Annotated in this window: 22 protein-coding genes; 9 read left to right on the top strand and 13 right to left on the bottom strand. The window is 73.8% G+C overall.

The window, feature by feature from the left end; all coding sequences use genetic code 11:
* Positions 1 to 81 precede the first annotated feature (81 nt).
* The gene (locus ABD324_RS22950) at positions 82 to 735 is read left to right on the top strand and encodes a phosphatase PAP2 family protein (protein ID WP_344420687.1); all 654 of its coding nucleotides are present in this window, start codon (positions 82 to 84) and stop codon (positions 733 to 735) included.
* 131 nt (positions 736 to 866) lie between these two features.
* On the opposite strand, the gene ABD324_RS22955 is transcribed toward ABD324_RS22950, so the two are convergent.
* From ABD324_RS22955 to ABD324_RS22980, 6 genes are all read right to left on the bottom strand, one after another.
* A complete protein-coding gene (locus ABD324_RS22955; RefSeq protein ID WP_344420691.1) occupies positions 867 to 1,154 on the bottom strand; it encodes a hypothetical protein in 288 nt (95 codons plus the stop codon).
* 195 nt (positions 1,155 to 1,349) lie between these two features.
* Positions 1,350 to 2,891 (bottom strand): sensor histidine kinase, encoded by a 1,542-nt coding sequence (locus tag ABD324_RS22960; RefSeq protein ID WP_344420693.1) that lies wholly within the window; start codon positions 2,889 to 2,891, stop codon positions 1,350 to 1,352.
* Positions 2,892 to 3,084: 193 nt separating this feature from the next.
* Positions 3,085 to 3,822, bottom strand: coding sequence for a LuxR C-terminal-related transcriptional regulator (locus ABD324_RS22965; protein WP_344420695.1), 738 nt, complete (start codon positions 3,820 to 3,822; stop codon positions 3,085 to 3,087).
* 340 nt (positions 3,823 to 4,162) lie between these two features.
* Positions 4,163 to 4,654, bottom strand: coding sequence for a DUF5130 family protein (locus tag ABD324_RS22970; protein WP_344420697.1), 492 nt, complete (start codon positions 4,652 to 4,654; stop codon positions 4,163 to 4,165).
* On the bottom strand, positions 4,641 to 4,883 hold the full coding sequence (gene ctaJ, locus ABD324_RS22975) for an aa3-type cytochrome oxidase subunit CtaJ (RefSeq protein WP_344420699.1): 243 nt from the start codon (positions 4,881 to 4,883) through the stop codon (positions 4,641 to 4,643). The genes ABD324_RS22970 and ctaJ overlap by 14 nt, the downstream gene beginning before the upstream one ends.
* A 59-nt stretch (positions 4,884 to 4,942) precedes the next feature.
* Positions 4,943 to 6,358 (bottom strand): DUF2252 domain-containing protein, encoded by a 1,416-nt coding sequence (locus tag ABD324_RS22980; RefSeq protein WP_344420701.1) that lies wholly within the window; start codon positions 6,356 to 6,358, stop codon positions 4,943 to 4,945.
* A gap of 177 nt (positions 6,359 to 6,535) precedes the next feature.
* On the opposite strand from ABD324_RS22980, the gene ABD324_RS22985 reads away from it, so the two are divergent.
* A complete protein-coding gene (locus ABD324_RS22985) occupies positions 6,536 to 8,962 on the top strand; it encodes a hypothetical protein (protein WP_344420704.1) in 2,427 nt (808 codons plus the stop codon).
* 20 nt (positions 8,963 to 8,982) lie between these two features.
* Here ABD324_RS22985 and ABD324_RS22990 read toward each other — a convergent pair whose 3' ends face one another.
* On the bottom strand, positions 8,983 to 9,606 hold the full coding sequence (locus ABD324_RS22990; RefSeq protein ID WP_344420706.1) for an arsenate reductase/protein-tyrosine-phosphatase family protein: 624 nt from the start codon (positions 9,604 to 9,606) through the stop codon (positions 8,983 to 8,985).
* Positions 9,607 to 9,900: 294 nt separating this feature from the next.
* On the opposite strand from ABD324_RS22990, the gene ABD324_RS22995 reads away from it, so the two are divergent.
* From ABD324_RS22995 to ABD324_RS23010, 4 genes are read left to right on the top strand one after another with little or no spacing between them, the layout of a single operon-like run.
* Positions 9,901 to 10,389, top strand: a complete 489-nt coding sequence (locus ABD324_RS22995) for a hypothetical protein (protein ID WP_344420708.1) — start codon at positions 9,901 to 9,903, stop codon at positions 10,387 to 10,389.
* The gene (locus tag ABD324_RS23000; RefSeq protein ID WP_344420710.1) at positions 10,386 to 11,909 is read left to right on the top strand and encodes a glycosyltransferase; all 1,524 of its coding nucleotides are present in this window, start codon (positions 10,386 to 10,388) and stop codon (positions 11,907 to 11,909) included. The genes ABD324_RS22995 and ABD324_RS23000 overlap by 4 nt, the downstream gene beginning before the upstream one ends.
* Complete coding sequence (locus ABD324_RS23005) at positions 11,906 to 13,510, top strand: glycosyltransferase family 39 protein (protein WP_344420712.1); 1,605 nt, start codon at positions 11,906 to 11,908, stop codon at positions 13,508 to 13,510. Before ABD324_RS23000 ends, ABD324_RS23005 begins: the two co-directional genes overlap by 4 nt.
* On the top strand, positions 13,510 to 14,364 hold the full coding sequence (locus tag ABD324_RS23010) for a CE1 family esterase (protein WP_344420714.1): 855 nt from the start codon (positions 13,510 to 13,512) through the stop codon (positions 14,362 to 14,364). Before ABD324_RS23005 ends, ABD324_RS23010 begins: the two co-directional genes overlap by 1 nt.
* A 1,368-nt stretch (positions 14,365 to 15,732) precedes the next feature.
* Here ABD324_RS23010 and ABD324_RS23015 read toward each other — a convergent pair.
* The 5 genes from ABD324_RS23015 to rfbB all read right to left on the bottom strand — a co-directional run bounded on the left by ABD324_RS23015 (position 15,733) and on the right by rfbB (position 20,157).
* Positions 15,733 to 16,233 carry a hypothetical protein gene (locus ABD324_RS23015; RefSeq protein WP_344420716.1) on the bottom strand — a complete coding sequence of 167 codons (501 nt, stop codon included), beginning with the start codon at positions 16,231 to 16,233 and terminating at the stop codon, positions 15,733 to 15,735.
* A gap of 118 nt (positions 16,234 to 16,351) precedes the next feature.
* Positions 16,352 to 17,029: a DUF4352 domain-containing protein gene (locus ABD324_RS23020; protein WP_344420718.1), complete on the bottom strand. Its 678-nt coding sequence runs from the start codon at positions 17,027 to 17,029 to the stop codon at positions 16,352 to 16,354.
* 174 nt (positions 17,030 to 17,203) lie between these two features.
* Positions 17,204 to 18,523 carry a UDP-glucose dehydrogenase family protein gene (locus tag ABD324_RS23025; RefSeq protein ID WP_344420720.1) on the bottom strand — a complete coding sequence of 440 codons (1,320 nt, stop codon included), beginning with the start codon at positions 18,521 to 18,523 and terminating at the stop codon, positions 17,204 to 17,206.
* Between the two features lie 99 nt (positions 18,524 to 18,622).
* Positions 18,623 to 19,192, bottom strand: a complete 570-nt coding sequence (locus ABD324_RS23030; protein WP_344420722.1) for a dTDP-4-dehydrorhamnose 3,5-epimerase family protein — start codon at positions 19,190 to 19,192, stop codon at positions 18,623 to 18,625.
* Positions 19,189 to 20,157 carry a dTDP-glucose 4,6-dehydratase gene (gene rfbB / locus ABD324_RS23035; protein WP_344420724.1) on the bottom strand — a complete coding sequence of 323 codons (969 nt, stop codon included), beginning with the start codon at positions 20,155 to 20,157 and terminating at the stop codon, positions 19,189 to 19,191. Before rfbB ends, ABD324_RS23030 begins: the two co-directional genes overlap by 4 nt.
* Positions 20,158 to 20,199: 42 nt before the next feature.
* Here rfbB and ABD324_RS23040 point away from each other — a divergent pair, with 42 nt between their 5' ends.
* The 3 genes from ABD324_RS23040 (at position 20,200) to ABD324_RS23050 (ending at position 22,937) form a co-directional block, all read left to right on the top strand.
* Complete coding sequence (locus ABD324_RS23040) at positions 20,200 to 21,021, top strand: SDR family oxidoreductase (protein WP_344420727.1); 822 nt, start codon at positions 20,200 to 20,202, stop codon at positions 21,019 to 21,021.
* The gene (rfbA, locus tag ABD324_RS23045; RefSeq protein ID WP_344420729.1) at positions 21,018 to 21,902 is read left to right on the top strand and encodes a glucose-1-phosphate thymidylyltransferase RfbA; all 885 of its coding nucleotides are present in this window, start codon (positions 21,018 to 21,020) and stop codon (positions 21,900 to 21,902) included. The genes ABD324_RS23040 and rfbA overlap by 4 nt, the downstream gene beginning before the upstream one ends.
* Before the next feature lie 144 nt (positions 21,903 to 22,046).
* Positions 22,047 to 22,937 (top strand): glycosyltransferase family 2 protein, encoded by an 891-nt coding sequence (locus ABD324_RS23050; RefSeq protein WP_344420733.1) that lies wholly within the window; start codon positions 22,047 to 22,049, stop codon positions 22,935 to 22,937.
* 12 nt (positions 22,938 to 22,949) lie between these two features.
* Here ABD324_RS23050 and ABD324_RS23055 read toward each other — a convergent pair whose 3' ends face one another.
* On the bottom strand, positions 22,950 to 24,059 hold the full coding sequence (locus ABD324_RS23055; RefSeq protein ID WP_344420736.1) for a glycosyltransferase family 4 protein: 1,110 nt from the start codon (positions 24,057 to 24,059) through the stop codon (positions 22,950 to 22,952).
* Positions 24,060 to 24,098 lie beyond the last annotated feature (39 nt).

Below are 24,098 nucleotides of genomic sequence, written 5' to 3' on the forward strand. Positions count from 1 at the left end.
GGGGTCTCGAAATGTGCGTTGTGGCTCCATAGTGCGAACGGGAGTTGGCGTTCGGAGGGCGCAGCGGGGAGCCTGGGTCTCGTGACCCCGTCCGCTCTTCCCGCCCTGCCCGCCGAGCTGCGCCGGCCGGCCGCCGTCGGCGTGGTCGCGGCGACCGTGGTGTTCGGGCTGCTCGCGGCCCGCTACGGGGGCGACAGTGGGTACGGGCGGGTCGACGGGCACGCCGTCTCGGTCGTCGACCGGCTGACCGGGGCGCACTTCTCGCTCCTGGAGCAGCTCACCCGGTTCGGCTCGCCGCCGCTGGTGGTCGCCGCGGCGCTGCTGCTCTGCGCAGTCTGCCTGGTGCTGGGGCGGCGCCGGCTCGCCGTCGTCGCGCTGGTGGGGCCGGGACTGACCGGGCTGGCCACGACGCTGCTCAAGCCGACGATCGGCCGGACCATCGGGGACGGCGGCTACGCCTTCCCCAGCGGCCACACCGGCGGCGCGACGTCGATCGCGCTGGTGGCGGCGCTGCTGCTCGTCAGCCTCGTGAGACCGGGCCGCACCACGGGCATCGCCCTGGTCGTCGTGATCGCGCTGGTGGCCGGCGGCACGATCGGCACCGCGATGGTCGCGATCGGCGCCCACTACCCGACGGACACCGTCGGCGGCTTCTGCGCCGCCGTCGCCCTGGTCCTGGGCACCGCCCTGGCCCTCGAGGCCGTCGCGACCCGCCGCCGCGCTATGGAACCATAACGCGCTCCCAGGGCCCCCGAACTCGCGTTAGGGAACCATAACGCGCTCCCGTGGCCCGGAAACGTACGTGATGGAGCCATAACGCGACGAAGGCCCCGCCGGACACCGGCGGGGCCTCGTCGTCCGTGTGGTTACCGGCGCAGGCCGAGCGTGCGGAGCAGGCCGCCCTTGCGCTCGCCCTTCGGGGCGAAGGCGGCACAGACCTCGGGGCCGCAGGCGCCGCAGTCGCTGCCCGCGCGGTAGTGCTCGTGGGCCTCCTCGGCGTGCCCGCAGGTGCACACACCCAGGACGGGCGGCGCCGGGGGCGCGACGGGCGGCGCGGTCGGCGCCGTGCGCTGGCTGGGAACCACGATGTCCCGGGTGGGCACGCTCGCACCGAGATCGTCCACCGCCGGCAGGCCCGTGGGGGGCGTGAGCACCGACGAGGAGGATCCCGTGGCACCACGCACCGTGGCCCGGTTGCTCGGACGGGCGTTGTCCGACTCACCCATTCGGGATCCCACCTTTCTTCCGTGCGGCCTCAGACGACCGCTCGGAGCACAGTATGCAACCGGATGACACCACTCGGCCATCACCAGGAACGGTGAGACGCCCGACGGTGTCGAAGGTTGCCCCTACCGAGCGATACTGTCGGTGGCCGGTAGGTGAGAGTCGGCGGCCGGAAGAGTGAGACGGGCGATGCATCCGCGCGGCTCGGTCGCGGAGCGCAGTTCCAGGCTACCGCCCTGACCCTCCGCGAGCTGCCTGCTGATGTGCAGCCCGAGGCCCTCACCGCCCGCCCCGGCGTCCCGCGCGCCCCGGTCGAACACCTGGCCCTCGCGCCCCTCGGGCAGCCCCGGGCCGTGGTCGCGCACCTCGATGACCACCCGGCCGCCCGCGGCGAAGGCGGACACGTCGATCCGGGTGCCCGGCGCGTGCCGCTCGCAGTTGGCCAGCAGGTTGGTGACGATCTGGGCCGCGACGGCCGAGTCCCCGGCGGTCTCGAGATCCTCCGGGACCTGGAGGCTCACCTCCTGCTCACGGGCCTGCCGGAGCGCGACGAGGCCCTCCAGCATCGGCGCGACGAGATAGCCGGCGCCCTCGGAGCCGGGATCGGCGGCCGGGCGAGCGGCGCGGCCGTCCTCGTCCCGGTCGAACAGCGCCAGCTCGCCCTCGATCTCGCCGAGGTCGTCCCTGGACTCCAGGATCGTGTGCAGCCGCCCGAGCTCCGCCAGCACGGCCTTGCGCAGCCGCGCGTGCTCCGGCCCCTCCCCCTCGGCGGAGAGCAGATGGGTGATTCCGGCCAGACCGGCCAGCCCGTTGCGCAGCTCGTGATTGCGTTCCGCGGTGTTCGCCGCCGCCCGCTCCATGTGGAGGGCGGCGACCGCCAGCTCCTCCTGCTGGGCGAAGTTCTCCTCCTGCAGGTTGCGCAACCCCCGTTGCACCATCTGCAGCAGACCGACGAACAGCACCGAGAGCCCGACGAGGCGCAGCGCCGGGAACACCAGGTCTCCTACGGGCGCCGCCGAGCTCGACAGGCGGTACAGCTGCCCGGCCGCCAGCACGACCAGCCCGAGGCCGGCCCGCAGCCGCGCCCCGCTCTGCCGCCGCGCCGCCTCGACCACGCCCAGGACCGCCGCCGCGACCCACCCGACGACCACGATCACGGTGGAGACGGGACCGGTGAGCACGTTCGTGACCGGGCCCAGCTGCGGGACGGCGAACAGCGCCAGCACGGCCAGCACCACACCGCCCACCATGATCACCCAGCCGCCCCAGCCCCCCAGGCGCCGCGGCGGCCGGAGGGCGAACACGAGCAGCACCAGCGCCGTGGCGTACGCGACGAACCGGGAGACCTGCTCGGCGGTCGTCGCCGTGGCCGCCGGAGCCGTGACCCCCCAGGGCAGGACCACCGCGCAGTACAGCACCAGGGCCGCGGCGAGCCAGGCCAGCCGGGCGTCGCCGAGCACGCGGGACCCGACGAGCGCGAGGATCGCCGCCGCCGCGCCGACACCGGCGGCCGCGATCGTGAGCACGTCCGACGCCGTCTCCCGGTGGAGCCAGTCCAGGATCCGCGGGGTGCTGGCGAGCACGACCACCCCGGCGCAGAGCGCCGCGATCGCACAGAGGTCCACCGTCAGCCGCGAGGTGAAGCGGGCTCGCTGCAGTCGGCCCACCGCACTCGTCACACCCGTGGCCATGACCGGTGAGGCCCCCCTCCGCCGGACGCCGCCCACACCGTCGGCGGGCGTGCCGTGGGCTCATACTAGGCGGGCGCAATCACCGTCGGCAGCGGGTGACCCGCTGCACCCGAACGGCTGCCGGGTGTTCGCCGGACACTCGTGCGACACGCATCCCACCTGCGGGGACTCAGCCCCCGCTGGCCTTGCGGAACAGCGCGACCGCCTCGAGCTGCGAGCCCACCTCGAGCTTCGTCAGCACCGCGCGGATCTGGGTCCGGACGGTCGCCAGCGACACCACGAAATGGTCCGCGACGGCCTGCGCGCGCTTACCGCGGGCGAGCTCCGCGAGCACCTCACGCTCGCGCTGGGTCAGCCGGCCGAGCTTCTCCGTGAGGTCGCGGCGCTCGGACTGGCGACGGCGGAACAGGTCGATGAACTTGCGGCGGCGGTCCTCGGACATCACCGGCCGGCCGGCCGCGGCCTCGCGGACCGCGCCGAGCAGCGTGGGGAACGGCGCGTTCTTCGGCACCCAGGCCAGCGCGCCGGCGTCGAGCGCCGAGCCGACCCGGGCCGGGTCCGCGCTCCCGGAAAGGACGAGCACCTGCCAGCCGTTCGCGAGCAACGGCCCGACGAGCTCCACACCGTCGATCCGGTTGCCGTCGGCGTCCCGGCCGAGATCGAGGTCCAGCAGCACGAGACCCGGGCGCAGCCGCGAGATCTCGGCGATGATGCCGCGCTCGGCCGCCGGGCGGACGCGGTGCGCGGCCACACCCTCGGACTCCAGGCTCAGCACGAGCGACGTGGCGACCAGCTCGTGATCGTCGACCACCACGACCGGCACCCCCGGCGCGGAGACGGCGCCGGGCGCGGGGACGGCCCGGAGCGGGCGCTCCGGGTCAGGGCGGTTCGGGCTCGATTCACTCATCGCGATGCGGCTGCGATCCCCCGTGCGTCCGACTGGTCATGCGGCCGGGACGAGCGCCCACAGGTGCGGTGACTGAAACCGCCCGTGAGTGGATGCCTACGCCGCGCCCCCATGAATACACCATATGGCTGACCCGGAGTAGGCATCCCGCACGATTGCGGGATGCAGGGTGTGGCGGAGCGGCGGACGGTACGCCCGCCGGGGTGATCCCCGGTCGGGCGGCCCGAACGGGCCGCTCAGCGGCCCGGCTGCTCGTCGCCGCTCAGCGGCCCGGCTGGTTTCCGCCGCTCAGCGGCTCGACTGCTCGTCGCCGCTCAGCGGCTCGGCTACTTTTCGCCGCTCAGCGGCGGTGGCCCGCCTGGTCGGCCAGCATCCGCAGCCCCGACAGCAGGCCACCGAGCAGGTCCGACTCCTTGAACGAGGCCACCATGCTCATGACGGCGAGCTTGGCGCCCCGGTCCGGCAGCCGCAGCTTCGCCTCGGCGCCGGTGACCACCTCGACGAGCCGCTGCCCGGGGCTGACCGCCACCAGGACGGCCTCGTGGGCCGAGTCCAGCGAGGACTGCAGCTCCGCGGCGGCAGCCGCGGAGTCCGCACCCAGATCGCCCAGGTAGATCGCGAAGAGCAGGCCGGTGTCCCGGCTGGCCAGGGTCAGGGCCTCGTCGAGCCGCGAGAGCTGGACGGGCGTGAACAGCCCCTTGCTCTCCGGCTCGGCGTGGACCTCGGCGACCGACACGCGGCCGCTCCCGGTCAGGACCGAGCCCTCGGGCAGGTCGGCAGGATCGATCGTGGCGACGGCGCTCGCGCCGTGCCCGTGCTCACCAGTGGCCACGGGCACCTCCGGTCGTCGCGGCGGGGTTCTCGATCGCGTGCGGGTCGTGCGGGGTCAGGTGCGCGCCCTCCGGGTTCGCCGTCCACAGGACCGGCTCATGCTCCCAGGGCTGCCCGGACCGGTACTTCGGACGACGCGCGGCCCGGCGCGCGACAGTCAGCAGGGCCACCGCCCCGTACAACACCGCGGGCGCCAGTACATAGACCAGCACCGTCTCCACCACGCTCACGGTGCGACAACCTATCCGACTCCGGCACCCCGAAGCACGTCAGGCGGACCGGACGCTTCTCACACTCCCTCTTCCGCGGGCAGCACCCCGCGCCGGACGGCGTCGATGAGCGCCGCGTGATCACGCTCGGTCTGGTCGGCGTAGAGCCGCGCGAACCGCCCGATCGCCGTGCGCGCCTTGCCCCCGCCGCCGAGGTAGCCGCTGATCATCGACGCCCCGCTCGTCCGGGCGTGGCCCTTCGCCAGCATCCGCCCGCACACCGAGGCGTAGTCCGACAGTCCGGAGGCCCCCGCGCCGTCGAGCACGATCGCGCCCTTCATGTCCCGGAACTGGCGGACGTAGTACTGCCGGCGCCCCACCGTCGTCCAGCCCAGCAGCGGATCGGACACGGTCTGCAGCGCCTGCTGGTACTCGACCACCCGCTCGCCCTGGTGGTGGTGCAGCGGCGTCTCGCCGTGGACGTACGGCGCGACGACGGAGCGCTGCGCCTGCTTGAGCTGCAGGAACAGCACGTCGTCCGGGCCGGAGCCCTCGCACAGGGCGATGTAGGCGCGCAACCCCACCGAGCCGACCCCGACGACCTTGTGCGCCACGTCGACCACCCGGTAGCCGCCGACCACCCGCGCCCAGTGGGACGGCAGGGTCAGCAGGTACTCGTCGAGCGCGGCGACGAGCCGGTCGTACTGCTCCGGATCGGGCCGCGTGATCAGCGGCGGCGCCTCCACGATCCGGCGCTCGCCGCCCTCGGTGCGGGAGAAGCGCGGCAACGCGTGGTCGCTGGTGCGCCGGCGCGCCTTGCGCACCGCCTCGGCGACGGCCCGCCGGCTGGCCCCGGGCGGGGCGAGCTCGCGCATCTGGTCGGCGGCGAGCAGCGCGAACGAGCGGGCGAGCAGCGGCTCCTCGGCGAGCTGCTCGAGATGGCGGCGGTAGGCCTCGACGCAGCGGGCCACCGCCTCCCCGCAGCCCTCCTCCCCGATCCCCTGCTCGCGCCCGGCCACCCAGACGCTGGCGGCGAGGCGGCGCAGGTCCCACTCCCAGGCACCGGGATGGGCCTCGTCGAAGTCGTTGAGATCGAAGACGAGATCACGCTCGGGCGAGGCGTAGAACCCGAAGTTGCCGAGGTGGGCGTCCCCGCAGATGACGGGGCGGACGCCGGTGGCGGGCAGCGTGGCGAAGTCCGAGGCGTGCAGGGCCGCGGCGCCGCGCAGGAAGGCGAAGGGACCGGCGACCATCCGCCCGACCCGCACCGGGACGAGCCGCTCGACCCGGCCCGCGTTCGTCGCCATCACGGACTCGACCGCACCGATCCGCCGACCCTCGGGCGACCAGTCCGCCAGCGACGAGCGCGGCACCTCCTGCCGCAGGGCCTTGCCGATCCGGTAGCGCTCCGCGCGGGGCACCGCGGGCGCGGACAGGACGCTGAAGCCGCGCCGGTCCGGATCGGCCAGGGACTCGAGCACGACGTGCGGCTGCATGCCGGTGGTGTACACCGTGGACGGGCGGTCGCGCCACGACCACCCGGCGCAGCGGTCACCGCGGGTGGCCGCCCGACTGTGACGTCCGGGTGCTCCTCGCCGCACCGTGGTGACGGTCGGAGGTGATCCCGTCACCCTCGGCTTGTCCTGCTCGGCCCCGCCGACCAGCATGGGTCCATGCGCTTCCGGCGGTCGGTGCTCGGCCTCGTCGCGGCGGCCGGGCTCGCCGGTCTCGCCGGGTGCGCGAGCGTGCCCACCCCGCTGTGCAACCAGGCCGCGCAGCTCGTGGACTCCGGGCAGCTCGCGCAGGCCGCCGAGCTGTACGCCCGCGCCGAGCAGCGGCAGGAGGGCGCGTGCTCCACGGACGGCCTCGACGAGGTCGGCCGGCGCTACGGCATGGCCTTCCAGGACGCGGCCCGCGGCACCAACGCCGAGATCGCCGGCCAGGCGGACTCGGCGAAGGCCGCCTACGAGTCCGCCCTGCGGATCGACGCGGGCAACCAGGCCGCCGCCACGGGCCTGGTCCGCCTCGGCCTGCCGCCCGCGGAACGCACGGCCCCGCTGGCGCTGCCGGAGGTGCCGTCGTACCCGCCGCCCTCGCCGTGGGACTCGTGGCCGCTGTTCCTCGTGGCGATGCTGGTCACCCTGCTGGGCCTGGGCGCGCTGGCGTGGTTCGTGGTCCGCCGCACCTCGGGCCTCGAACCGGCGGGGGTCGGGTCCTTCCGGCGGACCGGTCGCCCGTCTGCCGCGGCCCGGGTCGACCCGGCCCCGCGCCGCCCCCGGACCGACGACGGGGAGGCCGAAGCACCGGCCCCGGCACAGGCACGCCCCCCGGACCGCGCCCGCTCCGACCTGGGACCGCCGGTCCCCGACCGCGCTGGTCCCGAGCCCGCTGGTCCCGAACCCGCCGAGCCCGAGCCGGGCCGCCGGTCGCGGCGCGGCCTGGCCGCCGCGCTCGGCGCCGGAGCCCTCGGCGGCCTGTTCGCCCGCCGCGCCCGCACCGCGCCCGGGGAGCACGAGGACGTCGAGGAACCCGACTCCCCGATGCTCCCGACGGAGGAGTCGGTGGCCGAGGAGGAGCGCCGGCGGTGGGGCGCACCGCGCCGTCCCCGGGATCGGCCCGCGACCGCGGCCGGGCCCGAGGCCGAGGCCGACGAGCCGGACCCGCCGACGGCGGGCGGTGTCGATCCGGACCCGCCGACGGCGGGCGGTCTGGATACGGAGCCGCCGGCCGCGCGCCGCGGCGACCCCGACGAGCCGGCCCGGCCCCCGACGCCGCGCCCGGCGCAGGACGGGCCCGAGGAGCGCACGCTCGGCCCCCTCCACGACTCGTCCGCCCGCTCCGAGGTGGCCGAGACCGGCCCCGGTCCCCGGGGCTCCACGGGCGAGCATCGGTCGGAGTCCATACCGGACCCGGACGAGCCGCCCACCGCCGGGCCGGGACTCCCGACCGAGGCCCCGCACACGGAGACGGCACACGCCGAGGCACCGTCGCCCGCGACACCGCACCCCGACACCCCACGGTCCGACACACCACCGTCCGACACACCACCGTCCGAGCCATCACACGCCGACGCGCGGCCCGCCGAACCGCGCGCCGACGCGGGACCCTCCGACGCGCGGCCGGCCGGCGCCGCCGAGCCGGACCGCCCCACGACCGCCGCGGAACCCGCCCCGCCGCCGGCCGATCACCCTGCGCCGCAGGCTGATCAACACGAGACCGATCCCGGGGCGCCCTGCCCGAACCCCGCACCGCCCTCCGATCCCACCGCCGCGTGGCCCACCGCCCCTCTCCCCGCGGTCCCGCCCGCCGCACCACCGGCGCCCCCACCGGTGCCGTCGTCGTCGGGCCTGCCGGGCGTCGCCCGGAACCCCGCGCCCGCGGGGCCGGCCCCCTCCCGCGCCGGCGCCGCCCGCGGCGAGGAGGTCGTGCAGCTCCAGCGGGTCCTCGACCGCTCCCTGCGCGGCCACACCGACGGCGGACCGCCCCGCTACTTCGCCAGCACCCGACGGTTCGACGGCCCGGCGGTCGGCGTCACCGTCGAGATCGCGGCGGTGACCCTCGCCGACACCCCGATCGTCAGCCGGATCATCCTGGTGCGCCGCACCATCGCGCCGGAGTCGCCGGCGGCCCGCTGGTCACCCGCGGAGGAGCCGGAAGAGCAGGTGGAAGCCGCGGCGGCCGCCCGTCGCTACGCGATCGGCCGCCCGTCGCTCGACGAGCACTGGGCCACCCGCCCCCGCACCACGGACCGCGCGCTGTTCGCCGAGCTGGACCGGATGCGCCCGCTGTGGGGCGATCTGCTGTTCTCCCGCGCCCCCGGCCTCGACGACTCCGGCGAGGCCCGCCTGGAGGAGCCGGGCGGCGACCTCCGCACCCGGCTCAGCGCGGCGCTGCACCCCGAGCGCCCGGCCAGCCCCTTCCCGCGCCCTCCCCTGGAACCGCTGGCCGTGGTGCGCGCGATCCTCGTCGGCGCCGAGGACGACGAGCGCGACCTCGCCCACGCCCAGGTCGCCGTCGCGCAGACGAGCGCCCTGGCCCTGGCCGCCGCGGAGTCCGCGGAGTTCCAGCTCACCCACGCCATGCGCGGCGTCGGCAGGTAGCCCGGTCAGCGCCGGCCCGATCAGCGCGGCGGCAGGATCTTCGTGACGATCCGGTGGACGGCGTCCGTGATCAGCATGACTGCCCGGTGGTGGGCCTCGTTGGGCTGCCCCATCGGGTCCGGGATCGCCAGGTCCGCGGGATCGGTGGCGACCAGCCCACGCTTCATCCGCGCCTGCTCCACCAGCTCGAACGCCCGCTTCACCGGGTCCTCGGGCGGCAGCATGTCGCCGTCGACCGCATCGGCGAGGGCCGCGAACTCCCGCAGCGCGAAGGTGGTGCGCAGCCCGGCCGGCTCGCGTTCGACGACCGCGCTGCGGTGACGCACGTTCGCCCCGAGCACGAGGTCCGCCCGCCGCACCATGGACGAGCGCAGCTGACGAGCCCGGAACTCCCCGGCGATCAGCCCGTCGAGCCCCCAGGGCCGCAGCTCGTCGCGGGTGTCGGGGTGCATCATCTCGCCGACGACCGCCGACACCCCCGCGCTGGACACGTCGATCCGCCGCGCGAGGTTCCCGCCGAGCCCGCCGATCAGCAGGTGCCGGGTCATGATCTCGGCGGCGGGCGAGCGGCAGATGTTGCCCGTGCACACGAACAGCAGGCGGAAGATCTCCTGCCGGTTGCCTCCGTCGTCGGCGGCGTCCACGGGCCCTCCCCTCGTCGTCCCCCACGGTGACATGCCCGTGCCCCGAGCGCGCTGTGATGCTTTCCCCGCACGTCGCCGCCCGGTCGGCCCTCGTTACGACGTTCGGCCCCGCGCCTCCTCGATCCCGGTCACGGACCGTTCTCACGCAAAGTAATTAGTTGAACCTGTAACAAAGAGGCTCGTTAGTCCGAATGCCAGTACATGACGACGGCCTACCTGCCGGTAACCACCTATAAGCAGCGCGTTCCCGCAACCCGCCGCCGTGACGCGCGCAGCAGCACGCAGTCACTCATCGTGACGCTGTGCCTTGCTGTGGCGTTCGGCGCCCTGATCGCGGGAGAGCTGCTCGCCGGGAGGCCGGCCGGGGTCGTCGCCGCCGCGGCCGCCGCCCTGGTCGCGGCGGTGCGGCTGCGCGCCCCGCTGCCGGGGCCGCGCATCCACGACCGCGAGCTGGATCTCGTGATCGGCGCCGGGGCCGCGTTCGTCGCGGTCGCGCTGCTCGTGGGCCAGGTGGTCGCACCCGGCCGGGCGCTCGGCGTCCTCGCCGTCACCCCCGTCGTGGTCGCCGTCCTGGCCGTCGCGCTCGGGACCCGCCGGCTGTGGCACGCCCGGGGGATCCCGGTCGTCACGGCTCTGGGCTGGTTCCTGCCCTGGGCCGGGCCGCTGCCGATCGCGCTGGCCTCGGCCGGGCTCGTCGGGGTCGTCGCCCTGCTGTCGGTCCGTGGACGCGCGGTCCGCCTCCCCGGCATCCGTGGTGCCGGTGTCCGTGGGGGGACGGCATGAGCACCCGGCCCAGCACGCTCGCCCTGCTCCCGCTCTCGCCCGAGGTCGCGACCGCCCGGTCCGGCCCGGCGCTCGGGGCCCGGACCCACCACGCCGTCCACGGCCTCGCCGACGTGCACCCCCGCCTCTCCGCCCGGCCCGCCGGCCGGCGCGGGATCGGCCGGGCCGGGATCGCCGGGATCGCGGCCCTCCTGCTCCTCGGTGCCGCGGCGGTGGCGGCACCGAGGCTCACCGCGGTGGTCGTCGCCGGCGTCCTGATCGCCGCGTACGCCGCGGCGACCGGATACAAGCTGCTGCTCGTCCGCCGCGCGGTCGCGGACGACCCGACGATCCACGTCAGCGACGACGACGCCCGCGCCGCCACCGACCTGCCCGTCTACACGGTCCTCGTCCCCGCCTACCAGGAGCCGGAGGTCGTCGGCCAGCTGGTCGGTGCCCTCGCGGCGCTGGAGTACCCGGCCGACAGGCTGGAGGTCCTCCTGCTGCTGGAGGAGGACGACGTCGAGACCCGGGCCGCGGCCGAGCGCGTCATCCCCGGCACCCCGGTGCGGATCGTCGTCGTGCCGCCCTCGGAGCCGCGGACCAAGCCCAAGGCCTGCAACTTCGGGCTCACCGAGGCGCGCGGTGAGTTCGTCACGATCTACGACGCCGAGGACCGGCCGGATCCGCTGCAGCTGCGCCGCGCGGTGGTCGCCTTCCGGCGCGGTGGCGAGGACCTCGCCTGCCTGCAGGCGCGGCTGAGCTACCACAACGCGGACCAGAACCTCCTGACCCGCTGGTTCACCCTCGAGTACGACGTCTGGTTCCGCTGGCTGCTCCCCGGCCTGATGGCCACCCGCGCGCCGATCCCGCTGGGGGGCACGTCGAACCACATCCGCCGCGACGTCCTGGTCGGCATGGGCGGCTGGGACGCCTGGAACGTCACCGAGGACGCCGATCTCGGGGTCCGCCTGGCCCGGCACGGGTGGGCGACCGCGATGCTCGGCAGCACCACCCTCGAGGAGGCCAACAGCGACGCGATCAACTGGGTCAAGCAGCGTTCCCGCTGGTACAAGGGCTATCTGCAGAGCGTGCTGGTGGCGCTGCGGGAGCCGCGGGAGCTGTACCGGGCGATCGGTGCCCGCGGGATCGCCGGGCTGCTGCTGTTCGTGCTCGCGACCCCGGTGCTCGCGCTGCTCAACCCGGTCTTCTGGTTCCTCACCGCGCTCTGGTGGGTGGCCGAGCCGCCGTTCGTCGAGTCGCTGTTCCCGCCGGTGACCTTCTACCTGGGATCCGCGGTGTGGATCATCGGGGTGCTCGCGGCGATCCACACCGGGATCGCGATCTCGCGGGTCGCCGGCAAGCCCTGGCTCGCGCCGGCCGCGCTGCTGGTGCCGCTCTACTGGGTCCTGATGTCGCTGGCCGCGGCGAAGGCCGTGCTGCAGCTCGCGTTCCGCCCGTCGTACTGGGAGAAGACGACCCACGGGCTCGACGCCTCCCCGTCCTCGATCGCCACCGTCCCCTCCGGGAGCACCTCGTGACCGCCGTCCTCGAGAGGCCGGCCACCCGGCACTCCGCCCCGCCGCGCCCGGTGCGCGCCCGGGCCGTGTTCGCCGCCGCCGCGGCCCTCTACCTGGCGCTGGGCACGGTCCTGGTGTTCGGCTTCGACTCGATCATGGAGGACGCGCTCTCCCGGGTCTCCGCGGCGAGCTCCGTCTGGTCCGCGGTGGACCCGAAGCTGGCGGCCGTCGGGTTCGTGTGGACGCCGCTGCCCGCGCTGCTGATGGTGCCGTTCACCGTGCTGCGCCCCCTCTGGCCCGCCCTGGTCTCGACCGGCTTCGCCGCCGTGGTGATCTCGGCGCTGTCGATGGCGGGCGCGGTCGCGGCCGTGCACGGGATCCTCGCCGACCTGCGGGTCCGGGGCACCGCCCGATGGCTGGTCACGGCACTGTTCGCGCTCCAGCCGCTGATCCTGGTCTACGCCACGAACGGCATGACCGAGGCGCTGCTCATGCTCTGCCTCCTGGTCTCCGCCCGTCGGCTGCTGCGCTGGCTACGGGCCGGCGAGGGGACCGGCCGGCGGGCGCACGATCTCGTCGTCGCCGGCATCGCGCTGGGCGTCGGCTACCTGGCGCGGTACGAGGCGATCGTGGCCGCGGCCGCCGTCACGCTGCTGGTCGTGGCCGTGACCTGGTGGCGCACCCGGGACCGGAACGCCGTGCTGGTCGACGCGCTGCTGGCCGGCCTCCCCGCCGCCGCGGCCTTCGTGATCTGGGCGCTGCTCAGCTGGCTGACGGTCGGCTCCCCGTTCGAGCAGTTCACCTCGGCCTACGGCAACGCGGCCCTGACCGGGGCGAGCCGCTCCGGATCACTCGGCGACGTGGCGGCGCAGGTCCTGCTGCTCGCGCCGCTGGCCCTGCCGCTGCTGGTCGCGGCCTGCTGGCGGCGTCCACTGGCCGCCCTCGCCCCGGTGGCCGTGTTCGGCTCGGTGCTGGTGTTCGAGTGGCTGCTGCGCGCGGCGGGCGACCTCTTCGGCTTCCTGCGCTACCAGATCATGGTGATCCCGCTGCTCGCCGTGGTGCTCGCACTGCTGCTGGCCGAGGCCCGCCCCCGGCGCGGCCTGCGCACCGCCGGCGCGGCCCTGCTCGCGATCGTGGCGTTCGGCGGCGCGGCCGTCACGTCCGGCCTGCTGGTCCTGAACGGCACCACCCTGGCCAGCCAGGAGTACCTGCGCATCCGCCCCGTCGTCGACTCGGTGCTGGACCGGCCCACGATCGCCGGTGCGAACGGCATGTGGGCGGGCGACCGCGCCCTGGCCGCCCGGATCGACGCCCTGGACCTGCCACCCGGCAGCGTCCTCGCGGACAGCGGCTCGGCCTTCGCCGTGCTCGCCGCGAGCGCGCACCCGCAGGCCTTCCTGATCACCTCCGACACGGGTTTCGACGCCGCGCTGGCCGATCCGCCCGCCCACGGCATCCGCTACGTGCTCCGCAACGAGCAGGGCGGCATCGACGCGGTCCGCACCACCTGGCCGAATCTCGCCTCCACGGGCTGGGCCCAGGAGATCGCCTCGATCCCGGCCGCCACGCCGTGGTCCTACTCGTGGACTCTCTGGCAGGTGACCCCGCAGACTGGGCGGTGATGCGCCGCCTCCTCCCGCTCCTGCTGCTCGCCCCGCTGCTCGCGGCCGCCTGTTCGGCTCCCGCAGCGGGGCCGTCCCCTGCGCCGTCCGCGCCTCCCGGGTCGGCGACGGCGGCCGTGGTCCCGGCCTCGCCGGGCGACCGGACCCTGTCCCTCACCCGCCCCGAGGGCGCCCGGGAGGCGATCGTCGTCCATCCCGCGTCGGCGAGACCCGGTGCGGCGCTGGTGGTCGTGATGCACGGCAGCGGCGGAACCGGGGAGGACATGCGCGGCCTGGGGTTCGACGACCTGGCGGCCCGCGACGGCGTGATCATGGCCTACCCACAGGGGCTGAGCGGGACGTGGAACGCGGGCGCCTGCTGCGGCAGCGCCGCGTCGAAGAAGATCGACGACGTCGGCTACCTGACCGCGCTGGCCGCCACGCTCGTCGGCACGGACGGTGTGGACCCGCGCAGGGTCTACGCCGTCGGCTTCTCCAACGGCGCGATGATGAGCTACACCTGGGCCTGCGCGGGCGGCGCGCTCGCCGGGATCGGCCCGGTGGCGGGCGCCACCACCGGCCCCTGCCCGAGCCCCACCCCCACCAGCGTGATCGCCCTCGCGGGCACCGCGGACGACCGGGTGAAGATCGAGGGCCGCCCCGAACGCGGCTGGGACTCCCTCGAGGTCACCCTCGCGCCCTTCCTCACCGCCGACGCCTGCGCCGCGCCCGCGACCAGCACGGACGGCCCCGCGACCCTCACCACCTGGGCCTGCGGGGGCGGCCACACGGTCGTCCGGGACGTGCTGGCGGGGCAGGGGCATTCGTGGCCGGACTCGGCGACCGGATTCCTCTGGGAGAAGCTGGGGATCTGAGCGGCGCGACAACGATCCACCGACGCTCGACCGCACAATCACGGGCCGCACCTGGGCCTGATTCCCGAAGCAGAAGCTCTGCGCCGTTCCCGGGCCGTCAAGCCACGGGTGGGGCTGACGACGGGGCGGGCTTCGTCGACTCCGACGGAACGATCGGTGGGGACGAGGCAGGCGGGTCAACCACAGGTGGCTTCGAGGCAGGCGGATTCGAGGCAGGCGGACTCACGACCGGTGGGGCCGACGAGACGGGCGGCCGCGGAGCCGACGACGAGGGCGGCAGGGGCGCCGTGGTGGGCGGCGTGCTCGGCCGGCTGAATAGCCACTCCCAGATCGTCCGGCTTTGCTGCACCGGCGCAGTAACCGGCGGCGTCCCGCTGATCGGGCTGCAGTAGTAGTTGGGCGTCCCCGCGACCGGCGTGCAGTAGGCGTAGAAGCCGGTGCCGGGGGCGGCCGGGCGGGTAGGCTCGGCACTGGCCGTGGCCGCCATCATCAGCGATGCCCCGACCGCGACCGTCACCACGACACCCACAGCCGTCGCGGTCCATCGACGGGAACTCCATTTCGGCACGGTCGCTCCTTCTGCAGAAGAACTCTCGCAGAGGGGGACGGCTCCCGGCCGCCGGTGGTTGCCGGTCGAACGGAGCAATGCGGACAGAATGCCGCGACGGTCGCCGAGCGGTCGGGCGACTCCTACACGAGGGCTGCGGGCACAACTGTGCGTTGCGGCGGCGCGGGCAACCGGCCGAGCAGTTCAACCCGGTGAACCATGTTCCGCGAGGGCGGCCCTCCGGCCCACCTCGGTGGATGGAACCGATCACCGTGATCGTCCACTCGCCTTTGTGGATCAGATGATGATGCCGCAGACACAACAACACCAGATCCCCGACCGCCGTGTCCCCGCCCTGCGACCAATGCGTCACATGATGAGCGCTCGTCCACTGTCCAGGGACGTCACACCCCGGGTGAGCGCACCCGCCGTCCCGCTGGTCCAGAGCCCGCCGCATCGCCGGAGTCACCAGGCGGCTGCGCCGCCCCACATCCAACGGCTGCCCCTTGGCGCCGAGCACGATCGGCACCACGTGCTCCAGCGAAATCTCCGCACACGCCACCGCCACCGCCGTCTCCGGCAGCTCGACCGCCAACCCCTCACCGAGGATCGTCCGCTGCGGTACCACCGCCCGCGCCGCTTCCAGCCGAGCCGACGCCGCACGGGCCGACATCCGCTGCGCGGACCGCAGAAGATCTGCCGTGTCCTTGTAGCCCAGGTCCCCCGCCAACCCGCGGGAGTCGATCTCGGCGACGATCGCGAGATGCTGCGCGTCGAAAGAACTCTGCCGCGTTTGGCCGCCTTCGCCTGACACCGCCGGCCTACTCCGGCAGCGACATGTCCTTCTTCGCCGCGGCGATCAGCCTTTCCCGCCCCGCGCTGACGTCCGCCCGGAGCCGCTCGTACTCCCCTGGCGTCATCCCCTCCCTGATCCCGGCGCTCAACCGCTCCAGGCCCAGCCGCACCTCGTTCGCGAGATCCACCGACCGGCGGGGCGCCAGGAGCCTGATCCGGGTCAACGCCCCGCGAACCCCCCGGATCGCCTCGCGGAGCGCCTCCCCCGTCGCCCCGTCCGCACTCTCGGCCTCGCTCGACGTCCGATGGTGGCGGTACGAGGCACGGGTCGCGGCGTAGGTGGCGTCGATGAAGTCGAAGTAGGCCTTGGCCAGCTCCTCCCGCGCCCACTTCACGGTCTCCCGCCGCCCGGCGAAGTAGGTGGTCGCCACCAGCGTCGCGACACTCACGACCGCACCGGCCGCAGCGATGTAGGTGGTGACGTTCCACCCCGCCGCCGCGGGAACCTGAGCGAGATCGACCGACACCGGACGATCGTGCCCGGGTGGGCACGGTCCCGACAATCACCGAACCGACTCCGTCGTCCCCGAGGGCGGTGCGTGACCACCTCGCGGCCCGGTGTGCCGTGGGGTGGTGGGCAGAGGGTCAGCCGACCTGGCTGGTCCAGACGACGTCGGCGGAGGACGAGAAGATGCTGCCGGTGTACTGGACCTGGTAGGTCCCCTTGAGGCCCGGGTTCTTGAAGCAGACCCCGCCGGAGACGCTGCCGCCCGCGGCGAGGTTGCCGGAGTTCAGCGTGTTGCCCTCGGCCAGCGTGGAGACGACGATCGCGCCGTTCGGGTCCTGCAGCTTCCAGTCGAACTGGTTGTAGCCGGCCTGCGACGTCGAGCCGTTCCTGTACGACACCGTCGTGCAGAGAACCTTCTGCCCGAAGCTCGTGGACGCCTTGAGCGCCGTGGCCGTGAGCGTGACGCCGTCGTTGACCTGTGCCTGCCCGGCCGCGACCGGGCCCTTGGCGGAGTCGCCGGCCGCAGCGGCCGAGGCCGCTCCCCCGCCCGCGGGAGCGGCGGTGGTGCCGGAGCCGCCGGAGCCGAGGCCGGCGATCACACCCAGGAGGACGGCGAGCACGACGACGCCGCCGAACACGAACGGCCACTTACGGCGCTTGCGCGGCGCAGGGGCGGGCTGACGCTGCTGGGGAACCTGAGCGAACTGCTGCGGGTATCCGTAGGGCGCACCGTCCTGCTGTCCGGGCCAGCCGTAGCCGTGCTGCTGTTGCGGGTCGTAGGGCCGTCCGTGCTGCGGGGTCTGCGGTGTGGTCACGCAGGACCCATCGCCTTTCGTCTCGCGACCTGTTAGCCAAGGCACTGCGCGATCGTCACCTTTGATGATCAGGCAGATGCACTCCGTGACAGGCACGGAGGAGGAACTCCGACCGCGACAGTCGTGACGGGTCGACCGCGTGGGGATCAGCGTGTGGGGATCAGCGTGTGGGGATCAGCTCGCGTGGCGGCGGCCCAGCGCCCGGTAGCTCCAGCCCGCGGCCTCCCACACATCCCGGTCCAGCGCGTTGCGCCCGTCGAGGACCCGCTTCTGCCGCACGATCTTCCCGAACGCCACCGGGTCCAGCTCCCGGAACTGGCGCCACTCCGTGAGCAGCAGGACCGCGTCGGCGCCCCTCGCCGCCTCCTCCGCCGTGTCCGCATAGTCGATCTGCGGCCAGTGCTTGCGGCAGTTCTCGATCGCCGCCGGATCCGTCAACACCACCGTCGCACCCTGCAACTGCAGCTGCGCCGCCACGTTCAACGCCGGCGAATCCCGGATGTCGTCCGACTCGGGTTTGAACGCCGCCCCCAACACCGCCACCCGCTTCCCCAGCAGCGAACCGTCGAGCACCTCACGCGCCAGCTCCACCATCCGGATCCGCCGACGCATGTTGATGTTGTCGACCTCCCGCAGGAACGTCAGCGCCTGATCCGCACCCAGCTCCCCCGCCCGCGCCATGAACGCCCGGATGTCCTTCGGCAGACACCCCCCACCGAAACCCAGCCCCGCGTTGAGGAACTTGCGGCCGATCCGGTCGTCGTGCCCGATCGCGTCCGCCAGCTGCTTCACGTCCGCGCCGGTCGCCTCGCACAACTCCGCCATCGCGTTGATGAACGAGATCTTCGTCGCCAGGAACGAGTTCGCGGCGGTCTTCACCATCTCCGCCGTGGCGTAGTCCGTGACCACCTTGGGGGTCTCGGCGGCGACGATCGTCGCGTAGACCTCGTCGAGCAGGGCATGCGCGGTGTCGGCGTTCTCGTCCGGCAACCCGTACACCAGACGGTCCGGGTGCACCGTGTCCTGCACCGCGAAACCCTCCCGCAGGAACTCCGGATTCCACGCCAGCATCGCGCCCGGGACCTTGTCCCCCACCAGCTCCGCGAGCCGAGCCGCGGTCCCGACCGGCACGGTCGACTTCCCGACGACGAGCTCGCCGGCCGCCAGCACCCCGATCAGCGACTCGACCGCCGACTCCACGTACCGCAGGTCCGCCGCGTACTCCCCACGCTTCTGCGGCGTCCCCACACACACGAAGTGCACCCGAGCACCCGCGGCGTCACCGAAGTCCGTGGTGAAGCGCAACCGCCCCGACGCCAGCGACTCCGCCAGCAGCTCCTCGAAGCCCGGCTCGAAGAACGGCGTCCGCCCCGCCGCCAGCATCGCGATCTTGGGCTCGTCGACGTCGACGCCCACCACCTCGTGCCCCAGCTGCGCCATCGACGCGGCGTGCACCGCACCGAGATACCCGCAGCCGATCACCGAGATCCTCATGTGCTCCCCCGCCCGGTCGTCGCTCGCGTCCCGACGGTAGTGGAGCGCACCGGGGCGCCCGCAGGCGCCGGTGTCGGGCGAACGCCTCGTGAACGGCGGTCAGCCGGCCCACGTCGGGAGCAGGCCCGAGGCCGCCGCCTCGGCGAGGGAGGGCGCGTCGCGGTCCTTGTCCGAGAGGACCAGGTCGAGGCCCGACGGCCAGGGCAGGCCCAGCTCCGGGTCCAGCGGGCTAATCCCGTGCTCCGCCGACGGGTTGTAGGGCTCCGAGCAGAGGTAGGTGGCGATCGTGTCGTCCTCGAGCGCCACGAACGCGTGCCCCAGCCCCTCGGTGAGATACACCGCGCGCGCGGACCCCGCGTCGAGCTCGACGGCCTCCCACTGCCCGAACGTCGGCGATCCCACCCGAACGTCCACCACCACGTCCAGCAACCGCCCCGAGGGGCACGACACGTACTTCGCCTGCCCCGGCGGCACGTCCGCGAAGTGCACCCCCCGCACCACCCCGGCCGCCGACACCGACTGGTTCGTCTGCTTCACCACCAGGTCGAAGCCCAACGCCTCCCGGAACACCGGCCCCTGGAACGGCGCCACGAACGACCCCCGGGAGTCCGGGAACACCGTCGGCTCGAACACCCACGCCCCGGCGATCCCCAGCTCGCGGACCTTCATCGCGCCGCACCGGCCTTCAACGGCTCCCACCAGGCACGACTCTCCTGATACCACGCCACCGTGTCCGCCAGCCCGGCCTCGAACGACACGCGCGGCTCGTAGCCCAGCTCGTCGCGGATCTTCGACCAGTCCACCGAGTACCGCCGGTCGTGACCCAAGCGGTCCGCCACCGGCTCCACCGACGACCAGTCCGCCCCCACCGCGTCCAGCAGCTTCTCCGTGAGCGCGCGGTTCGTCAGCTCCGTCCCGCCGCCGATGTTGTAGACCTCACCGGCCCGCCCCCGCTCCGCCACCGCCGCGATCCCCGCGCAGTGGTCCGACACGTGCAACCAGTCCCGCACGTTCAGCCCGTCCCCGTAGAGCGGCACCTTCCGCCCGTCCAGCAGGTTGGTGACGAACAACGGGATCACCTTCTCCGGGAACTGGTGGGACCCGTAGTTGTTCGAGCACCGCGTCACGCTCACGTCCAGACCGTGCGTCCGGAAGTACGAGCGCGCCAACAGGTCCGAACCCGCCTTCGACGCCGAGTACGGCGAGTTCGGCTCCAGTACGTGCTCCTCCGACCACGACCCCGACTCGATCGACCCGTACACCTCGTCCGTGGACACGTGCACGAACTTGCGCACCCCGCCGTCCAGCGCCGCCTGCAACATCACCTGCGTGCCCACCACGTTCGTCGACACGAAGTCCGCCGCACCCGCGATCGAGCGGTCCACGTGCGACTCCGCCGCGAAGTGCACCACCACCTCGCAGCCCTCCACGGCGCGCGCCGCCGCCGCGGGATCACGGACGTCACCCACCCGCAGCTCCACGTCCAGGCCGGCCAGGTTCTCCCGCCGCCCCGCGTACGTCAGCAGGTCCAGCACCCGCACCTCACCCGACAGCCCGGGATACACCCCCGCCGCGAGCGACCGCACGAACGCAGAGCCGATGAACCCCGCCCCACCCGTCACCAGTACACGCACCCGGCGAGGGTAGCGGCGCGGCACCACCGGAGAATGACGCCCATGCGCGCGCTCATCCTCGGTGCCGGTGGCCAGCTCGGCCGCGCTCTCGCGGCGGCCCTCCCGGACGCCCGGGCGCTGACCCGCGCCGACCTCGACCTCGCCGATCCCACGGGCCCGGACTGGGGCGCGTACGACACCGTCCTCAACGCCGCCGCCTACACGAAGGTCGACGCCGCCGAGACCGCGGAGGGGCGCCGCGCCGCCTGGGCGGCCAACGCCGCCGGGCCCGCCGCGCTCGCCCGGATCGCCGCTGCCCACGACCTCCGGCTCGTGCACGTCTCCACCGAGTACGTCTTCGACGGCACCCACGACGGCCTCGTCCCCGAGACCGCGCCGATCGCGCCGCTCAGCGCCTACGGGGCGTCGAAGGCCGCCGGGGACGCCGCCGTCGCCGTGTACGAGCGGAGCTGGATCGTGCGGCCCACGTGGGTGATCGGCGACGGCGCCAACTTCGCCCGCACGATGCTCGGCCTGGCGGGGCGCGGGATCAGTCCGACCGTCGTCGCCGACCAGATCGGGCGGCCGACCCTGGCGGCGGACCTGGCACGCGGCATCGTGGCGCTCCTCGACGCCGAACCCGGCACCTACCACCTCACGAACGGCGGCGAGCCCGCGAGCTGGGCCGAGGTGGCCCGGTTCGTCTTCGAGCGGGCCGGCCGGGATCCCGGCGACGTCACCGAGACCACGACCGCGGAGTACTTCGCGGACAAGCCGGACGCCGCCGCGCGGCCGCTGAACTCCGTCCTCGACCTGAGCAAGGCCGAGAAGCAGGGCGTCGCGCTGCCGGACTGGCGGGAGAGCCTGGCAGGCTACCTCGCGTGAAGGGCATCCTCCTCGCCGGTGGCACCGGCACCCGTCTGCACCCCATCACGCGCGGGGTCTCCAAGCAGCTCTTGCCCGTCTACGACAAGCCGATGATCTACTACCCGCTCTCGGTGCTCATGCTCGCCAGTGTGCGGGAGGTCCTGGTGATCACCACCCCGGACGACCGGGCCCAGTTCGAGCGCCTCCTCGGCGACGGCAGCGAGTTCGGCATCGCCCTGAGCTACGCTGTGCAGCCCGAGCCCAACGGCATCGCCCAGGCCCTGGTCATCGGCGCCGACCACGTCGGGGGCGACGAGGTCGCGCTCGTGCTGGGGGACAACATCTTCCACGGCCCCGGCTTCTCCGGGATGCTGCGCGACGCCCGCACCGGGCTCCGCGACGGCCACGACGGCTGCGTGCTCTTCGGCTACCCGGTGAAGGACCCGGAGCGCTACGGCGTGGGTGAGGCGGACGCCGACGGGCGGCTGCTCTCCATCGAGGAGAAGCCCGAGAAGCCCCGCTCGGACCGCGCCATCACCGGCCTCTACCTCTACGACGCCGGCGCCGTCGAGATCGCCCGCGGCCTGCGCCCGTCGCCCCGCGGGGAGCTCGAGATCACCGACCTCAACCGCGCCTACCTCGACCAGGGCCGCGCCCGCCTCGTCGACCTCGGCCGCGGCTTCGCCTGGCTCGACACCGGCACCCACGAGTCCCTCATCGAAGCCGGGCTCTACGTCCAGGTCCTCGAGAACCGCCAGGGCATCCGCATCGCCTGCCTCGAGGAGGTCGCGCTGCGCATGGGCTACATCACCCCGGACGCCTGCTACGCCCTGGGCGAGCAACAGGCCAAGAACGGCTACGGGCAGTACGTGATGGACGTGGCCCGCGCCGCGCGCTAGCCCCGCCCCGCCCCGCGCCGTGGGCCGGGTCCGCGGACCGGGTGGGTGCTCGCTACGCCCGCCGCCGGCCGGGCGAGGGCCGACGGTCGTAACGGACGGCTCGGGAGGGGCGACGAGTCACAGGAACGAGGGAGGCTCGGGAGCATGTCCGAAGCGCGGGTCGCGGTGTGCGTTCCGGTGTACAACAAGGAGCTGTTCCTGGCCGAGACGATGCAGAGCATCCTCGACCAGACGTTCACCGACTTCGAGCTCGTCGTGCTCGACAACGCCAGCTCGGACGACTCCGTCGCCATCGCGACCAAGTTCTCCGACCCCCGGGTGCGGGTCGAGCAGAACGCCACCACCGTGCCCCCCACGGTGAACTTCAACCGCGTGGTGCGGCTGTCCTCGGCGCCGTTCGTGCTGGTGGTCATGGCGGACGACATCCTCGATCCAGATCTGCTGGAGCGCCAGGTCGACGCGCTCGAGTCCGCACCGGACCTCGCCATGGTGGCGGTCCGCCACCACAACATCGACGAGGACGGCCACGTCGTCGCGAGGGACCGCTGTCTGCGCACACCGGATCTCCTCGGCCGGCGGACCCGGACCGAGCTCCTCCGGCGGGCGGTCCGGCACGGCGGGAACCCGATCGGCGGCCCGACCGCCGTACTGTTCCGCCGCACGGCGTTCGACGCGGCCGCGGGCTTCGCCGAGGACGAGCCGTTCTTCAGCACCGACATCAGCATGTGGCTCCGGTTGACCAGGCACGGCGACTACCTGGGCCTTCCCGAGACGCGCTGCCGGTTCCGGCTCAACTCGGGCTCGTACTCCGCCCGGATGGGGCGGGACGCCGTCCGGGTCCAGCGCCGCTGGGTCCGGGACCTTCGCCGGACCAACCGCCCGGACCTGCGACTCTCGGACCTCCTGTACGGGGACGCGCGGGCGCCGCTGACCTCGGTGCGCCAACAGCTGATCTTCGCCGCGTCGGCGCCGCCGAGCCCGGTCCAGCGGCTCGCGGCAGGAGTACTGGGACTGCGCACCCCCGGCCGGGCCTGAGCCCGGTCCGGTTCAGGGCCGGGCGGCCCGTTCGGCCGCCGCCACGAGGTCCTGCGCGGCCCGCCTCGGTGAGGCGAACTCGGCGTCGACGTCGTCGGCCCAGCCGCTCCACTGGTCGCAGGTCTCGACCAGCGCCTCGGCGAGCGCCTCCACCGTGGGCGGCACGACCCAGCACCCCGGACGATCCTGCAGGTTGGGAGCGATCCCCGAGACGTCGGACACCACGGTCTGCAGCCCGGCCACGTGCGCCTCGAGGGCCGTGAAGCCGTAGACCTCCTCGGTACTCGGCAGCACCAGCGTGTGGCACTCGGCAAGGAGCTCGACCACGCCGGCCTCGTCCAGGAACCCCCGGAAGTGCACGCTGTCGGCGACGGCGAGCTCCGCGGCCAGCGCCTTGAGGGGCTCCATGAGCACCCCGTCGCCCGCGATGTCGAGTGTCGCCTTCCCGGCCAGCGGCGCGAACGCGCGCAACAGCGCCGCGACGTTCTTGCGCTCGATGAGCTGTCCGACGTAGACGAACCGGTGCGGCCCTCCGGCTTCGCCGTCGCGGAGCTCCCGGACCCGGTGCATGAACTCGTCGAGCTCGACGCTGTTGACCGAGGTCACGACACGATCCGGAGCGGCGCCGTCGTGGATGGCCGCGTCCCGGGCCGCCGGACCGGGCACGATGACGGCGCCGGCGTTGCGGAACACGAACGACCGCACCGCGTGGAGCAGCCCGCCGCCGAACTGCCGGCTGTGCAGCGTGCTCTCGGCGTAGATCATGTACGGCTTGCGCAGCACCTTCGACCAGAACACGACCGCCAGGTTCGCCGGCTGCCAGAACGCCTGGATGATCACCGCGTCCGACCCCTTGACCAGCCTGCGCGCCACCCCCGGGCGGAGCAGGCCCATCGGGCTGTCCAGCCGGCGCGCGATCGCGGCGGGCAGCGGCACCCGCCAGCAGCCGACCAGGCTGGACGGGTAGTCGGGCGACGGGCGCCAGGTCCAGTGGCGGACCTTCTCCTCCCGGAAGAAGAACGCGGCGCTGAAGTCGACGAGCGCGGTCAGCTCACGGAACATCGGCTCCCGGTAGGGGGCCTGCACGTCCCCCAACCACACGATCTTCACGGTCTCTCCCATCGGGGATCCGGCCTCGAGGGCCACGGAGTGGGGTGGGAA

The organism is Pseudonocardia ailaonensis (genome assembly GCF_039531635.1).
Classification (GTDB): Bacteria; Actinomycetota; Actinomycetes; order Mycobacteriales; family Pseudonocardiaceae; genus Pseudonocardia; species Pseudonocardia ailaonensis.

What these genes read in the sequence shown, in the direction of transcription:
- ABD324_RS22965 (WP_344420695.1), bottom strand. Translation starts at nt 3,822, where the DNA reads ATGAGTGAATCGAGCCCGAACCGCCCTGACCCGGAGCGCCCGCTCCGG.
- ABD324_RS22980 (WP_344420701.1), bottom strand. Translation starts at nt 6,358, where the DNA reads ATGCAGCCGCACGTCGTGCTCGAGTCCCTGGCCGATCCGGACCGGCGC.
- ABD324_RS22985 (WP_344420704.1), top strand. Translation starts at nt 6,536, where the DNA reads ATGCGCTTCCGGCGGTCGGTGCTCGGCCTCGTCGCGGCGGCCGGGCTC.
- ABD324_RS23000 (WP_344420710.1), top strand. Translation starts at nt 10,386, where the DNA reads ATGAGCACCCGGCCCAGCACGCTCGCCCTGCTCCCGCTCTCGCCCGAG.
- ABD324_RS23010 (WP_344420714.1), top strand. Translation starts at nt 13,510, where the DNA reads ATGCGCCGCCTCCTCCCGCTCCTGCTGCTCGCCCCGCTGCTCGCGGCC.
- ABD324_RS23025 (WP_344420720.1), bottom strand. Translation starts at nt 18,523, where the DNA reads ATGAGGATCTCGGTGATCGGCTGCGGGTATCTCGGTGCGGTGCACGCC.
- ABD324_RS23030 (WP_344420722.1), bottom strand. Translation starts at nt 19,192, where the DNA reads ATGAAGGTCCGCGAGCTGGGGATCGCCGGGGCGTGGGTGTTCGAGCCG.
- ABD324_RS23040 (WP_344420727.1), top strand. Translation starts at nt 20,200, where the DNA reads ATGCGCGCGCTCATCCTCGGTGCCGGTGGCCAGCTCGGCCGCGCTCTC.
- ABD324_RS23050 (WP_344420733.1), top strand. Translation starts at nt 22,047, where the DNA reads ATGTCCGAAGCGCGGGTCGCGGTGTGCGTTCCGGTGTACAACAAGGAG.
- ABD324_RS23055 (WP_344420736.1), bottom strand. Translation starts at nt 24,059, where the DNA reads ATGGGAGAGACCGTGAAGATCGTGTGGTTGGGGGACGTGCAGGCCCCC.